Source organism: Rhizobium sp. 01T417 (genome assembly GCF_056398905.1).
This window is the reverse complement of record NZ_JBFTQH010000021.1, coordinates 1-15,218: the sequence shown is the minus strand read 5'-3', so window position 1 is coordinate 15,218 and position 15,218 is coordinate 1. Positions and strand designations below refer to the sequence as shown.

The 15,218-nt window shown below is 55.6% G+C and carries 10 protein-coding genes and 1 pseudogene; 6 read left to right on the top strand and 5 right to left on the bottom strand.

What is annotated here, in order from left to right; genetic code table 11:
* Positions 1 to 278: 278 nt before the first annotated feature.
* Entirely contained in the window at positions 279 to 3,593 is a 3,315-nt protein-coding gene (locus tag AC1DPR_RS19865; protein ID WP_477816982.1) for a type 2 periplasmic-binding domain-containing protein, read from the top strand.
* Positions 3,594 to 3,701: 108 nt separating this feature from the next.
* Here the strand turns inward: AC1DPR_RS19865 and AC1DPR_RS19860 are convergent.
* A pseudogene (locus AC1DPR_RS19860) lies at positions 3,702 to 4,004 on the bottom strand (GH25 family lysozyme); the annotation flags it as partial.
* A 609-nt stretch (positions 4,005 to 4,613) separates the two neighbouring features.
* Here AC1DPR_RS19860 and AC1DPR_RS19855 point away from each other — a divergent pair.
* From AC1DPR_RS19855 to AC1DPR_RS19835, 5 genes are all read left to right on the top strand, one after another.
* Positions 4,614 to 5,207: a hypothetical protein gene (locus AC1DPR_RS19855; RefSeq protein ID WP_477816981.1), complete on the top strand. Its 594-nt coding sequence runs from the start codon at positions 4,614 to 4,616 to the stop codon at positions 5,205 to 5,207.
* Positions 5,197 to 5,562 (top strand): hypothetical protein, encoded by a 366-nt coding sequence (locus AC1DPR_RS19850; RefSeq protein WP_477816980.1) that lies wholly within the window; start codon positions 5,197 to 5,199, stop codon positions 5,560 to 5,562. The genes AC1DPR_RS19855 and AC1DPR_RS19850 overlap by 11 nt, the downstream gene beginning before the upstream one ends.
* A 153-nt stretch (positions 5,563 to 5,715) precedes the next feature.
* The gene (locus tag AC1DPR_RS19845; protein WP_477816979.1) at positions 5,716 to 7,674 is read left to right on the top strand and encodes a hypothetical protein; all 1,959 of its coding nucleotides are present in this window, start codon (positions 5,716 to 5,718) and stop codon (positions 7,672 to 7,674) included.
* 1 nt (position 7,675) lies between these two features.
* Positions 7,676 to 9,253: a ComEC/Rec2 family competence protein gene (locus AC1DPR_RS19840; RefSeq protein ID WP_477816978.1), complete on the top strand. Its 1,578-nt coding sequence runs from the start codon at positions 7,676 to 7,678 to the stop codon at positions 9,251 to 9,253.
* A gap of 59 nt (positions 9,254 to 9,312) precedes the next feature.
* Positions 9,313 to 10,344: a patatin-like phospholipase family protein gene (locus AC1DPR_RS19835; RefSeq protein ID WP_477816977.1), complete on the top strand. Its 1,032-nt coding sequence runs from the start codon at positions 9,313 to 9,315 to the stop codon at positions 10,342 to 10,344.
* A 335-nt stretch (positions 10,345 to 10,679) separates the two neighbouring features.
* Here AC1DPR_RS19835 and AC1DPR_RS19830 read toward each other — a convergent pair whose 3' ends face one another.
* The 4 genes from AC1DPR_RS19830 to AC1DPR_RS19815 form a co-directional block, all read right to left on the bottom strand.
* The gene (locus tag AC1DPR_RS19830) at positions 10,680 to 11,762 is read right to left on the bottom strand and encodes a hypothetical protein (RefSeq protein WP_477816976.1); all 1,083 of its coding nucleotides are present in this window, start codon (positions 11,760 to 11,762) and stop codon (positions 10,680 to 10,682) included.
* Between the two features lie 260 nt (positions 11,763 to 12,022).
* Positions 12,023 to 14,005: a peptidoglycan-binding protein gene (locus AC1DPR_RS19825; protein WP_477816975.1), complete on the bottom strand. Its 1,983-nt coding sequence runs from the start codon at positions 14,003 to 14,005 to the stop codon at positions 12,023 to 12,025.
* A 179-nt stretch (positions 14,006 to 14,184) separates the two neighbouring features.
* On the bottom strand, positions 14,185 to 14,787 hold the full coding sequence (locus tag AC1DPR_RS19820) for an IS630 family transposase (RefSeq protein WP_477816974.1): 603 nt from the start codon (positions 14,785 to 14,787) through the stop codon (positions 14,185 to 14,187).
* Positions 14,708 to 15,136: a helix-turn-helix domain-containing protein gene (locus AC1DPR_RS19815; RefSeq protein ID WP_477816973.1), complete on the bottom strand. Its 429-nt coding sequence runs from the start codon at positions 15,134 to 15,136 to the stop codon at positions 14,708 to 14,710. Before AC1DPR_RS19815 ends, AC1DPR_RS19820 begins: the two co-directional genes overlap by 80 nt.
* Positions 15,137 to 15,218 lie beyond the last annotated feature (82 nt).

Sequence of the window (15,218 nt, the reverse complement as noted above, 5' to 3'; positions counted from 1 at the left end):
CTTTGAGCTATCGTCGCGCTTTCGCACGCATGAGAGCCTCTTCCATCCGAGGGGCACATATGCTACCTTAAAGGGAATTAGGGAGGATACGATGCGTATTATTGTTCTTCTCATCGCTTTGGGTCTCTGTTTATCGGCGGGAGCTGCTGTTTCGCCGTCCGCGGTGGCAGGACCCTGTGACCCGAATGTGGCTCGTTGCTAGCCAATTCGGCCAGCACTTGCCAGCATATCAATAATGGTCTGGAGCTTACGCACACTACGGTCATCGGAGGGCGCGGATGGATAACTCGTGGCCTGCCGACATCCCGTGGTCCCTTTGGAAGTATCAGGGCCTTAGTATCAGCGACGTGCCGCAGGTTCCGATGATGGGCGTCAAGTTCGCACCGGGCTTCCTCTACGCGTTCGCGTTCGGCTGCATTTTTGTCGCGTTCTTTTCCTGGCAGCGGTTCCGGAGTCGGGGAAAGAACATTAACTCTGAGTCCGAAGCACTCCGGGAGTTCGAGCCAACGGACCTCGGCGGCCAACATTCACTTCTGAGAGCGTACTTCATTTATGCCGGCGCGATGCTCATCCTGTACATATCGCTCACGTTCTTCGGAAAGCTGATTTTCCAGGCGACGCAGATGATACCCGTCGCGGGCATCTCGGTGGACGTTGCCGAACTGAAATTCGACAGTCCGCAATGGCCGCTCACCCTGGCTTTCGCTTTCGCGGGCCTTGCCGATCTGCTTCCACCCGTGAGGCTGGCGGAGGAATGGCTTCGCAATCGCGCATTCCGGGCCGCCGGAATCCCCGTCCGCCTCGAACAAACCACACGCAGTCTCATTGCAACGCTGGAGGAACCTTCGGTTCGCAGTACCGAGGACACTCACAAGGAGCGGGTAAATAGAAGCGCGGGCTCGCTTTCCGAGTTGTTGAGCCGGTACCGCGATAACTGGAAAATCCAGATCGAGGCAAATGACCGAGCCAAGCGGTTGTTGGAGAAACGGGTATCTCGATATGAGGAACTGCTCTCTCTCCTCTCCGAAATCGAGCTTTTGGTGGTTTGGGCGAAGACCGCCCGCGGAAGCTGGCCGGGGGCCGAGGTTTCAACTCGCGTACGGGAAACCGAGAGCAAATTCGTCGATGCCGCCGATCATCTGCTAAATGAACTGCAGCGTCGGTTGCGGGAAAGCGTCGAACAAGGAAAGCCCGAGACCGAAGTGAGTCAAACGCGGTTCGACGACTATCTTTCCAACGTGATCAAACAGGCCGCGGCTATTCGATTTGAATTGGTTAGCCTGCTCGCCATTTTCCTTGAGCGCGACCCCGATTTTCCGCAACCTCCGAAGACATCGACACTGGATCATGCTCGCCCCATCGACGCTCTCGCGGATCTGCTGTGGGAAACAGACCGCCCCGATGCGGTTGGCAGTGGTCCCGAAGCCGGGCTTTTGGTGTTGCTTATTCCGGTCTTCATTCTTTTCGCCGCAAGCGCGTGGCAGGGCGTGCAAGAACTTGTAGGCCAGTATGTGGAGACAACAAATCTAACCGGGGTTTTGCTCACCGCACTTCTGGAAACTTTAAAAATCGCTTCCCTGACATGGCTTCCCCTTCTCGCGGCATTTTCGTTGCGCCAGTATTTATGGGATACCAAGGACTGGGCAGGGGCACATTCCTGGAGCGGCTATCGCCGTTCTTCCCGCTTGTCGCAAATGATGGGATGTCTCGGACTTGCACTCGCCGGGTCGCTGCTCGGACTGGTGGGAGTGGCCTTGCTGCGCGCCTTCTACATCGCGCAGAACGCCAACTACTTCAACGCACTGCTCTTTAGTGGCCCGAACCCTTTCATGCTCTACTACCCGACGCTAGCCATCACAGTGGTTCCTATGGTTCCTGTCTGCCTTTTGGCAGCGGATGCACGCGCGCAAGGCCGGTCCGCATTGCCCTATGCTCTGGTGTGCGCGGGTTTGGTGTCCTTGTTGTCCCTTTGGCACGGCAGGTTTTGGGATCCGACCTGGCCCGACGCATGTTTGAAGCTGTCCACCTTTGCGACAGCGGAGTGCAGCAGACGGTCGGACACTCTCAGCCGTTTAATACTGACCGCTTTAGTCTTCCTCTCCACTTGGGTACTCGGCGGGCCGGGTCCAAGCCGGATTCGTTTGCGCGCGGTCTATCCGCGCGCTGGGCTAGCCTGCACGGTCATCCTGGCGAGCGCAGTCGCTACAACGATGCCACTTCTCGCGCAGGACATCAGGGTCGGCTTTCGCGACGACGTCGAGCCGTTTTCGTACCTTGTCGACGACGGCGATCAGGAGCCGCACCACATCGGATATCTGGCCGACCTGTGTCATGAGATATTCGAGGGGACAAAGTACAAGATACAGGAGCAGTCGGTTACGGCAGCCGAGCGCTTCAAGCTGGTGAACGGAGAAACCATTAACAAGAAGGAACCGATTCAGGTTCTTTGCGACGCAGTCACCATGCGATTTTCCCGGTCGTCGTTGAGCGCGAACGGCGATGACGGAGACGACGACGAAGATGGCCTACGCGACCGAAGCCAGAAGAGCATCTACTCTCCCATCGTTTTTGCCTCCGGCGTCTCTTACCTCGACAGATCGTCACGGGATCCAACCACGCAAAGTGGCGACGTCGCCATCGGATACGTTTCAGCGACAACCGCCGCGGATGTAGCGCTTAAGAGCTGTCAGGTCGATCTCTTCAAGGCCCTTGCGCCCACCCAACGCAAAGCCATGTACGAACGGTGTCGATTCCTCGATGCGCTTGCTGCGGCGAAACGCAGCATCCAGATGCTGCGGTTGAACGACACCTACCGCAAGCGCGCCGAGATCACACTAAACAACGCGCTGGAGAATGCCCAGGTCCTCGTAGGGATCACTATCCAGCCTACTCAGGAGGTGTTCCCGCTCCCCCCTCTACCGTCACAAGAAATTGCGAAAAATCTATTGGACGCGATCAAGGCTCTGTGTCCGCCTCCGACCAGCGACGGCGGCGAGCAGATCAAAGCGTGCGGAAAGGCGTTTGAACCGACCAATTTGGAGCAAGTGGAAAAGGCCGCGACCGATCCCGCCTGTCCGTCATCCATCAAAGTCACTTCTCCGGCCAGTTCTGCACGGAGGTCATGGCGGGAGTATCATTTCTGTCCGATGGAGAGTCACCAGGATCTCATCAGATGGTTCTGCACGGGGAGCACGGGACTTCGACATATTTATATGGGCGACCGCGAACTTATACTTGGGAAGCTTCAAAGTTGGAATTCGCGGAATACGCCGTGCGTCGTTGAGCAGCCAAGCGGCGCTGAGTACTTGACCTATGAACCGTACGCGCTTCTCGTGAATAGGAGCGACCCCGAACTTGTACAGTTCGTCCAAACCCGGGTCTACCAGATATTCTCTCACCGTTCTACGGCGACGGCCCTGTTCGCGTCCTATTTCCCGAAGCGGACGATGTCGCCCGCTCTAGCTTACTTATATCTGCTGAACGCCGTCGATCCCGAGGAGGGTTATCTCATCCCGGGCGACACCGAGGCGGCACGCGGTGATGGGACGATTAAACCGATGCCGACTGCGAATATAGCGGGCGGCGCTCCGTAGGACGCGCTAAGTGCCCTAGCTTGCGAGAACCTCACGCTGAGGCGTTTCGTGCGGTGGATACGCTACATCTAACCTCGTTCTTCCAATGATCCGGCTCACAGGGATTTGCTAAAGCTGCCGCATGGGTAACACGGGATCTCTGCTCATCCCGAGTAACTGCTTTATGTAGTGGCCGGAATAAAATCCCGCGTAGCGGCCAGTGGCTTCTTTGACGTGCGTGACAAATGCCCTCCGACCTCGCCTCTTCGAGGCCCATGCTGGGGCCGTCGGATTCGGCTCAAAGTCGAGCACCAGTAGCGTCTTATCGAAGTCTTCGACAACGGAAACGCAACGTTGCGCTTGCTTCAACCCGTCACCTCCCGTGGCGAAGTGGTAAGCGCCCCATAACAACCCTTCACCGAGGGCTTTTCTTTGTTGGACTTGTACGTTGGATCAGCACCCGACTGCCCTTGGGTACCTTTTGTATAATTCCGACAATCCCGGCTTGCGCCAGTTTGTCGAATTTAACTCGCCCGTTATGACGACAGATACCACGCATTACATTCGCGCCAGGTACAATATCGATCTCCATCCCAAAACTCTCCTCGCATTCTTATGGTTCTATTTTCTACAACCTTCTGAGAACAAAGATTTCGTTAATTATAAATTTAGTATCTTCATCAGATGTTCTTAGCGTTTTCGATATTTGCACCGGCGTCAAAACCAATATTACATCACTTTAACAGTGAACATACTGGATTAGCCGCCGCACCATGTAATTCTTTATTGTTGTTCGTTCCGCCCGTCACTTCTTCGAGATCGTGTTCCGCTCTTCATCATCCGAAATCCCACCGAAAGAAGCGGAGTTCTTTCGCCGAAGGGCATTACCAATTGAGATGGCCCTCGGTTTACCGCAGCGTAATTCCAATCACAAAGCCACAATGCAACTTTTTATTGCGTTTTGCAGCTAAACACTCTAACCTGTTCAAGTTCGGGACTTCTTGAAGAGGGCGGCTGCTAGTTCCGGATTTGGAGGGGACGATGTACCTGCAGTTGGACAACTGCCGACGCTCCGCGACGCCAACAGTGTGGTTACACGATACGTTCGCTGTGCTCACAGTCCTTCTTCGCGCCCTTTTACTATGCGCCGTCACAAGTTGTTCGGTCCAGCTCTCGCCGGAATACGACAAGCTTGCCTTCGCAACGCTGAGCGACCTTAACGTGAAGACGGAAACTTTGTTTGCCTCGCTGTCGGCTGGCGGGACCGCACAGAATTTCTCAAACTACCAGGAGACGTACGCGCAGATTATCGGCGGCTTTTCCGCAGTCAGGGTCACGACACTGAACCGACAGACCCCTCCACTGAGTGCCAGGCTTCTCGCGAGCCCACCGTTCAAGACCGTTTGCGGAACCCAACCTGACAATTGCGTCAATCCAACACCCGATCACCTCGAGCAGATCATAATGCTGCTGACGAGCATGCGTGACACCCACAAGCGCGGGAAGCTCACCAGCGAACTTGTGTCCGGGTTCAACGGTGCCGGCGGCTTTAAGAATCAATATGAAATCGAAATGGGCCGCGTCCTCGCATTCGAGTCGGCGCTGCAACGGTCAGGGGGCGCAAATGGCAGTTGATTTCGACGTCGGCGCGACCGAAGCCGCGCTCGTCAAAGCCATTCAGAAGCAGGCAAAGAAAGGCTGGAGCCAAATTTCGGGTTTGGCTGCCGCTCAATCCAAGATGATGGTGCAACAGGCGGCTTGGATTGCGGAAAGCAGTGCTGTTGGCGCGCTGCGGGACGATGCCGAATTACGGGATATGTTCGCTGATCAGTTGGCGAGCTCGGTACGGAGCTTGGCAAGAGACATCGCGGCTCTGACGATATTGACGGTGGAGCAAGTGTGGAATGCGGCGGTGGCAGTCCTTTGGAAAGCGATCAACAAAGCGATTGCGAGTGCCAGCGGAGGTCTGCTGGCGCTTCCGACTCTCTGAGACGGCCTGTGGGCGCTACGGTCTCACGAAGTAGCGTTTCGGCGGCCGGTGCGCACGTTGGCAAGTGCGGCTGACACGTGAAGGCGACGTGGGCTCCCGCTGAGGAGAGTAGACCGATTTTGCGAACTGCGTCGTCGATGCGCGAGATGAGCAATGGAGGACAAATCCGTGGCCGAGGGGACCTATCAAAAGCCGGCGATGCGTCGGCTGCGCGTATACGCATTCGATCCACAGGCATCCACTAGAATGGACACCGCCGGCGTCAACGTCGCGACAATTAAGCTGCCTTGGGAACGCGCCTATGAAGAAGCTCTTCAACCCGGCCCGGTCAACGATTACCTAGAAGTCATAGATGTCGATCCCGTTAGCGGACAGTTCTACGAAGCCGTCGATCTCGACAATCCCTATCTCCTTGCACAAGACGGGCTGGCTCCATCGGAAGGTGATCCGCGGTTTCATCAGCAGATGGTTTTCGCCGTCGCCATGAAGACCATCCGGACGTTCGAACGAGCCCTCGGCCGTCGTGTGTTTTGGGCACCTAAAAAGGAAGTTACGCCCGAGGGCAACATCTACAAACCTGTCCCTAAATTGCGCATATATCCTCATGCTCTGCGCGAGCCAAACGCCTATTATAGTCGCGAAAAAAAAGCATTGCTTTTTGGATACTTCAAAGCCAACTCCCAGAGTGCCGGAGCAAGCTGGGTATTTACGGCTCTGTCTCACGACATCATCGTTCACGAAATGACACATGCCATTCTCGATGGATTGCATCGCCGGTTTGCCGAACCCACAAGTCCGGATAGCCTCGCGTTCCACGAAGCGTTTGCCGATATCGTTGCGTTATTTTCCCACTTCACTCTCGAGGAGGCCGTACGCACGCAGATCGCGAAGGATGGAGGACGGCTAGATAACCGCTCACTCCTGAGCGGCCTCGCAAAGCAGTTCGGCGACGCGACAGGACGCGAAGGAGCTCTTCGGGAAGCCATCGACAAACAGGCCGGCCAGGACAAACCGATCGTGCTCACTGACGACATGACAGAACCCCACGAGAGAGGTGCCGTCCTCGTCGCTGCGGTTTTTGACGCCTTCCTGTCGATCTATCAAAAAAGGACAGCCGATCTCATGCGCATCGCGGGCGTTCGACCGAATGCCGAACGCGGGCAAGACCTACACCCCGACCTGGTGGCGAGGTTGACGCGAGAGGCCAACAAGGCGGCTGACCACGTCATGCGGATGTGCATCCGGGCTCTCGATTACCTGCCCCCCGTGGATGTCCGATTTGGAGACTTCCTGCGAGCTATCATCACGGCTGACCAAGACCTCGTTCCCGACGATGTGCTGGGCTACCGTCTGGCGATGATCGAGGGCTTCCGCAGGCGCTGCATTATGCCGAAGGACTGCCTTTCGCTAGCGTCCGACAGTCTGCTTTGGGAAACACCATTGCACATCCTCTCGGTCGACAATGATCTCGTAAAGCTCGACCTCGAACCGAAATTCCGCCGCGAAGAGGCGATCAAGGTTGCGAATAAAAACGCACGGGCCGTCTGGGAGTGGATGATGAAATCGGACGACCAACCGGGCGAGAATATGTCGCCGCGGGGCCAAGGCGAATCTAAGGATGCACAATGGCAGGAGGTCTGCGGCGTCGTATTCCGGCGCAACCTGGTTCCGGGCGATAACCGGGAGACCATCTTCAGTCAACCAAATCAGAAAAACAGAACTAGCCCAGGGATCGAGATCCATTCCGTCAGGACCACACGGCGCACGGGCCCCGATGGACAGGACCTAAGACAGCTAATCATCGAGGTCACGCAGAAAAGGCGGGGCTTCGCCGATCCAGACGTCCAGAAACGCGAAGACAGTCCGCCTGCGGGCAGCGATCCTCTGCCGGAAGAATTCACGTTCCGCGGCGGTGCAACGCTGATATTCGATCTCCGGGAACGGAACCTCCGCTACGCCATTCGCAAGCGCGTCACCGACGACGATCGACTCGACGCACAGCGGAGCTTCCTCGTCAATCAAGGTATTGGCCAGCTAGGATTCGCCTATACGGAGTCCGACAACCTTTCCGGGGCCAGCGAGCCCTTTGCTCTCGTCCATCGCGGAGGATGACATGTCCAAGCTCAAGTCCGTGAAAATCAGGATGTACCGTGGGATTCTTGGCGATTGCTTCCTGCTCCAAACGACGGTTGTCAAGGACGGCAATGAGGAAGTCCGGAAGATCCTCATAGATTGCGGCGTCCTCCAAAACGTTCCGTCCGGCGCAAACCTTGTCGATATCCTCGACAAGAAGATTGTCGACCAAGTTGGTGCCCTCAAGCTTGCGGAAGTCGTCGAGGGCCGCCAGCAAATCTCAAACATTGTTGATGACCTAATAAATACGGTCGGAAATCGAATTGATCTATTGATCCTCACGCACGAGCATTTCGACCATCTTTGCGGGTTTGCCGTCAAAAGAAACGCGTTCCTCGACAAGAACCTGGAGATAGGTGAGCTTTGGCTCGCCTGGACCGAGGATCCGAACGACGATCAGGCGAAAGAACTGCAGGCTCGGTTCAACAGGGGTCGAGATGCTCTTGTCTCGGCGGTGCAATTTACGGGGCCATTAGGGGTGGACACCCCACCGCGCTTGAAAAGCGTTCTATCGCTGGCAGCGTTCGCCGGCATCGCCGACGAGACGAACTCCTCGGAAGAGGAAAAGCCAAGCGGCAGGATGACCACGGGCGCAATCATCCAGATGATGAAAGACAAGGTTGGCGCATCCTGCACGCGGTATCTCTCGCCGGGACAGGTGATCAATATGGACCCGTTCGGATTGCGAGCATACGTTCTCGGGCCGCCCAAGGACGAGAAGCTCCTGAAGAAAGATTCGCCTTCCAGCCAGAACAGCGAGGTCTATCTCACACGCGTTGACGCGGTCGCAGCCGTGGAAAGCACCCTGGCCGCACAGAAGGAGCTTCAACAACCAGCCGGAGCACCGGTGTCGGTGAAGGACGGAACGCCATTTGCTCGTCCACACCATAGTTCGTTCAAGAGCGGCGAGGCACCGAGTGAAGCCTATCCCAAGGGCAGCGTTCGCGCGCTCTATACCGATCCAGGGGAAAGTTGGCGAACAATCGACGATGAATGGATGGGATCGGTGGAAGCACTGGCGCTCAAAATGGACTCCGATACCAACAACACGAGCCTCGCCCTTGCGTTCGCTTTACCCGACCAGCAAGTCCTCCTTTTTCCCGGTGATGCTCAAGTGGGTAACTGGCTGTCCTGGAACAACCAGATCTATCCGCGGATGCCCACGCAGGACATTGCGCCCGTGACCGCCGAGGAATTGCTGCGCCGGGTAACCTTCTACAAGGCAGGCCATCATGGAAGTCACAACGCAACCCTGAAGGAGCTTGGGCTTAAGCGAATGACTGACCCCCGACTAACCGCTGCCATTCCCGTCGTGGAGGCCGTTGCAGCGATACAGGGTAAGGGTCGCTTCGAAGCGGGAGCGGGATGGAAGATGCCGTACGGGAAGATGTACGATGACCTGCAAAAGTCAACCAAGGGCCGCATCATACGCGGAGATGGCATCGTAGAAGAAGAAGCGAACGCGTTCCAGACCAACCCAACCGACCCAGAGAACCCGGTCACCGTGACACATGAGCCACAGGGGCTTTGGGCAGAGCTTCTTTTCCAACTTGAGTAATTTGCCCGATCCCGACGTTGGCATCATCAATTCGCAGATATTGGGAACAGGAGACAGCAATGTCAGTGATGGTAGACGGAACCGAGAAGAAGATCGGCCTTGCTCTTTCGGGCGGCGGGTTCAGAGCGGCGGCGTTTCATCTCGGGGTCTTCACCGAGCTCCAATCCCGCCGGCTTCTAGACAAGTTGGATCTCATCAGCTGCGTGAGTGGTGGCAGTATTGCCGGGGCGTTTCTCGCCACCCACTGGGGCGACCCAGACGTACTCAGCAACCTCAAACAGTATCTGATGACGAAATCGATCGCCATTTCGTCGGTTGTCGGTGGCCTCCTGAGCCCATTCGAGACCCGGCTCGAAAAGCTTGCCGCCACCTACGACCGCGATCTATTTAGCGGCAAGACTTTGTCCTCCCTGCGCAATGGCCCTCGCATCTATTTGAATTCCACGAACCTGGCGACCGGCAACATGTTCTTCTTTGTGGCGGGCCGGGCGCTGGCCGATGGAGAGGACGGCGGAGAGACGATTGGAGAACATGAAAGTGGAACTGTAGCCGCCAGCGACTTCCTGATAAGCCGCGCCGTCGCTGCATCCTCAGCCTTTCCTCCCGTGTTCCCTCCCCTTCGTATCGACGCGGACGTTTACCCAAATTCGTTGACCGACTATGTCACGCTGACGGACGGAGGCGTTTATGACAACCTGGGCGTAAACCCGCTTCTTCGGTTAAAGCGGAATCCTTTGGACTACTGCATTGTCAGTGACGGTGGACTGCCCTTCGCGGTCAGTAGCGACCCCACTGAATCCGGCACCATCGTTTTGAAAGCAGCGATCAACATCCTGATGGAACAGGTAAGAGGATTGCAGTTCGCACGCCTTCAGTTGTCCTACGAAGCCAAGAAGGGGCCGAAGCCTCTCTGGTTTTCAATTGATAGTGTACATGGCGAGGAACGCGACGGTGATGCGGCCTTTGCCTCGGCGATCAGCACTGACCTGAAGGCTTTGAGTGCGCCTGAAATGGGTGTCCTGATACGACATGGACGCGCGTTGGTGCGTGCTCGCCTGACGGAATATGCCAGCGAGTTGTTGTCGCCGTAAAGCAGGACGACCGCATCCCCGCGTAACAAGTGGTAAGCGCGCAAACGATACGAAAATGAACTCGCCAACGGCCGACAGAATAAGCAATGATGAAATGAGAACCGACATTGATGATCGGCTCGCCCGAGCGGTTACTGCTTTTAGCGCTACGCACGAGAGTGGCGACGGTTCTCGTCAGGCGCAGTCTAGATTTCAATGCTTAAATCAATTCCTAAGCGTCGCTCGAGATTGAAACGAAACGTGAGGAGTTTGTGCCGCTTCCAGTTTTCGCGGGTTCGTTCCCTAGATCGGGACGCGATTGGTGGTGTTCGGGGTCCGACAGGCCGCCCTATCCGCTAGCCCTCGCCGCGAGAGTTTGGCTTACTTGCGTTTGCCGCGCAATCTGGCGGGGCGGATGGAGTGCTAGCTGAACTCGCTCGGCGGCCGGAATCATCAAGTTTGATGATCGATTGCTCGTTGAGAACCCTGAGGATGGCAACCGCACCTGGATTTCTTGCCATTCTCTCCTCAAGATCGACTGTCAAAGCACTCGCCGTAGTCGTGTGCGTGTACCCACTTGTTCGACCCCAGAGGTAGGGGCTGGAGCCACCTCTCCTCTGAAAGCCAATACCGTTATAAGCTTCAATGCGAGCAAGAATAGCCCCAAGAGTAGCGCCGTTCAGGTCCACCACCTTAGCGGCCCTTATTGATTTGATCGCGTCGTCCTCCCATGTCGCCTGTGCCGGAATTGGTTTCCCATTGAATAGCGAAATGTCAAACCGGTCGCGCTGCTCAAGCCAATGGATTGTTCCGATCACATACCAAGGCGTGTTCACCGCCTGACCAACCGTTTCGAACCTGGCCATGTTGGCTCTTATGTTGGCCACTGCCGTGTTGATCGAAGCCAACACGTCCTGGTCAATCGTCACCGTCCAGAATGCGCTTTCATAGTCTGCTGGTGTAAGCGCCTGGGTGGGCGGAGCGCCAACGGAAGGCAAAACCGGAAGGTACTTGCAAGCCGCTTGGACGACGCTTCCATCAGGGTCAGGTATTAGTCTCGACTCCACGAAGAACATGATGTTCCGAAAGGAAACGTTGGCATCGCTCGATGCGATGGCCTGCAGAATGAGCGATGACTTAGCCTTCTCCCGTTCAACGCTGATCGCGTTGCGGCCGTTGAACCACGCTACGCCGGCGTTTCCAAGGACAGTAAGGATGCCGCCGACAAGCAGAAGACTGATCTGATTGATCCAGGGTTGACTGTCACCTTTCTTCGTTGGTGCGTTCTGCTCGGCTGTTTTTTCAACGCCCCTAGCCTCTGGTGCAGTCTCTCCTGACTTAGTGTGATCCGCCTGTTTGCTTGCTCCGGCGTTTTCTGGCTCGCCGTCGACCTCGTTCACGTCCGCCGCCGCTGCCTTTGCATCCTTGCCGTTTTCCATTGACGTCGACTTCGACTTCGACGAAGGCGCGGTACCCTTCGCCTGATTAGTAGGGGCTGACGGTGCCTTAGCCATGTATAGACTCTCTCGGAAAAGGAGCTTCTTCAGGTATCGATTAGGCAAATAACATTCATCGCCACACCAGCGTATTGTCGTGGCCGGAGCGCCGATGAATTGAAGCAACGGCAACTATGCGTCGACGTGAAGCCTCCGGGCGTCTGGCACTGCCTCCCTCCGGATCGGGGGCGATCTATGAATGGTTACCCTAATACCTCGTCCCCCGGCATAACGGCCGTGAGGAAGCGATAAGAGTGATTGGCAAGATAACGAGGATCGGCCTTTATCAGCTGCATAAACTTTCTGTGCCCATCTTTCGTTCGCCCGACCAGGCAGCCAGCGCTTGTGCGACCAAGATCGTCTTTAGGCGCGTCGTAGCCCCAATGTTGATTGATCGCGAAAAGACCCGTATCCAGCTGATCACCCGTCCTTTTGAAATCCTTGTTCAGGTCGCGACACACTGTAATTGGCTCGACTTGAACCAGTGCCTCGTGTGCGGAAGCAGAGTTTGGATGATGCGTTCCGACGACCCATGCCTTGTATTGGTTGAAGGCGATCCGAGCAGCCCCCTTTGGATTCATCGGATTCACGGTCCAAAACTTGCCTGGTTCCGTCGTGCCATCCCATATCGCGTTCTGAAGGTTTAGTCGTCCGCCCTCGCCTACCGAGAAAACGATGCGCAGATCGTTAAACTTATTAGGCGCATCATCATTCACCGTTCCGTCTGGGTTCACGCCTTCAAGATACACGATATTTTTGCAGTCAGGATGGCGACATACAAAGTACTTTTTGTTTCGCATGAAGCTGATGACTTTATCGAACCACGTCCCACTCGCTGCGATTTCCGGAAGGAGACTGGTTGGGGAAATGAGCTTTTGCGCAACGGATCGGCTGAACCCGTCCTTGAGCGATATGTTGTTGTTCGAGCAAAATTCGGCCAACGCCCATGTAGATACCGGTCCAAAACTTCCATCAGCCGGAGGATCCAGGTAGCCTAGTTCAGTGAGCCTCCACTGGACAGCTTTTGCCAAGGCGGTATCACGGCTCATTTCAGAAAGATCGATCGGCGTCCCATCGAATTGGGCGAGTGTCTTGGCAGCATCGCTGCCTACGGGAGCCGCAACATCCGCGGGCTTTCTATAGCGCTCTGGCTGGATATGTTCCTGAATGTAACCATTCAGCCAATTTCGATAGGCAAGCGATGCGTTTCCACCGGCAGCATCAATAAGCCGCTGGGCCTTTGCCGCTCCTACTTGCGTCGCCAAATCGCTAAATGTGTAGCCCTTGTTTCCACGCAAGAATGCACTCGCGCCTCCAAGGCCCTCGTGGTGGGCGAGATAGATGAACTGCGCTTTCTCGTCGTCACCGGTTTCATCGTCGACAAGTCCGTCTGCGATTAGCGCTTTCAAATTAGATGCCCCGTACTCCGCCGCGGCGACTATCGACATTTCAGGATCGAACCGGAGCCTAAGCAGTTTGTCTTCGCTCCCGGGAGCTATTGCATTTCCGGCTGTGACAAAGCCTTGGCCTTTCGCGTGTTCGTTAAGATAGGTCCGGTTCTTTTTAGCTTCTCCAAGCCAAGTCGCAGCAAGGAACTGGGTCAAGCCTGCGGCCGAACTCGTCGAAGCTTTGCTGTTCCTGTCCCATTCACCGCTTGGAAGTTTTGCTGCCTCTGCGTTGATCACTGCGGCAATGGCTGCTGCGTCAATCTCCGTTCTTTCTTCGGCAAGCAGCAGGTGCGGGCGGTAAACGTCGTTTACTCCCAGGACAAGCTCGGCAACGGCTTCTTGCTTAGCAGACGTCTCGATCTCTGGAGTCGTCGGAGAGGCTGCGGCACCCGTTTTAACCCAACCCGATTGCACCGTTCCGTCTTCGATCAGGACATCCACCTTTTGCCAAGGTGGCAGGGTGAGTTTAATAGTCGAGATAGTACCTTTAATACTTTTCGATTGCCCTTCCGGCTCCTCGAAAAGTTCGATAGGTGTCACTTCCTGCCTTTTTAGAATTTCAGAATGAACCCATCCAAGAAACTGTCGGCCGTCTCTGAGCAAGGAAATTTTCATCCAGGGTCCGATTTCCCGCAGAGCGGAGACTTTCTCGCCTTCAAGAAGTGAGGCGACATTAATCGAAGCATCGTCGGGATCGGGTCGCAGATTTGTGGCTTGAGAAAGTGTATAATCAACCATAGTCGCCCCCTTCCGGACCTCACCCGAGACCCAGATTGTGTGTATTCACATTGCGTATGGTATTTTTTGCAACGTACTCGTAAACGTTACTTTTGTCACCCAGAAAAACACGCTATAGTACTTTCTAGTCCGTATAGCTAAGTAAGACAAAGCTGATGCGTGACTAAAGCTTGTCGCGTCTAAATCGCCTCATACCCGGCGGCCCTGAAGTAGTTTCGACATTCTTCGACGGGGAACAGTGCACAGATGTCGCTCAGGGCATTTGATATTGCGTCGAAACTCCTTGCGGCTTTCTTTCGTAGGAGCGTCTTGAGTTTCGAGAAGACCATTTCGATCGGATTCAGATCGGGCGAGTACGCAGGTAGAAAGAGCAGCCAGGCACCTTTTTGTCTGATGAGATTTTCGGCCTTTTCGCTTTTGTGGAAGCGAACATTGTCGGCAATCACGACGTCGCCCTTGGATAGAGTTGGGACGAGTTGCGTTTCGATCCAGGTCTCGAATATCTCGGCATTCATTGGTGCGTTGACGATCCATGGGGCGACCATGGAATGCGATCGGAGGCCAGCGATGAACGTCTGCGTCTTCCAGGATCCGAAAGGCGCATGACTTCGGTAACGGTGGCCCTTTGGCGACCATCCGGAGCGTTTTGTCAGCTTCGTGTTCGTTGACGTTTCATCGATAAAAGTAAGGCGAGCCAGAGCCTTATCGAAGAATGGCTTGCGCCTTTCGAGCCATAGACTTCTCGCCCGAGCGATTTCCGGGCGATGCTGCTCGCTTGCCATGAGGCTTTTTTTTATGGCTCAAACCGAGCCGGTGCAACATGCGTCCAACGCTCGAGCGATGCACAATGACGCCGCGCTCTGCAAGCTCGAGGCACAATTCGTCAAGCGTCAAATCACCCTTCTCAGCCATACGTTCACGGAACCATGTTCCAAGGTCGCTCAACTTGCCGCCACCGACATGGCCCTGTCGTCTTGGCAACAGAGAGCCCGTTTCACGCTTCAGGATAACAAGGTTATTCACAAACCGAGGCGATACACGGAAATGCCGAGACGCCTCGCGATGGGTGTTACCCTCTTCAACGAACGCAACAACACGGGAACGCAACTCGATCGGATGTGATTTGCCCATGACCGGTCTCCTTCCAGCTACGAAGGAATCACAAATCGGCCGATTCGAGAACCTGAATCAAAAAACGGGCGACGCGCTTTAG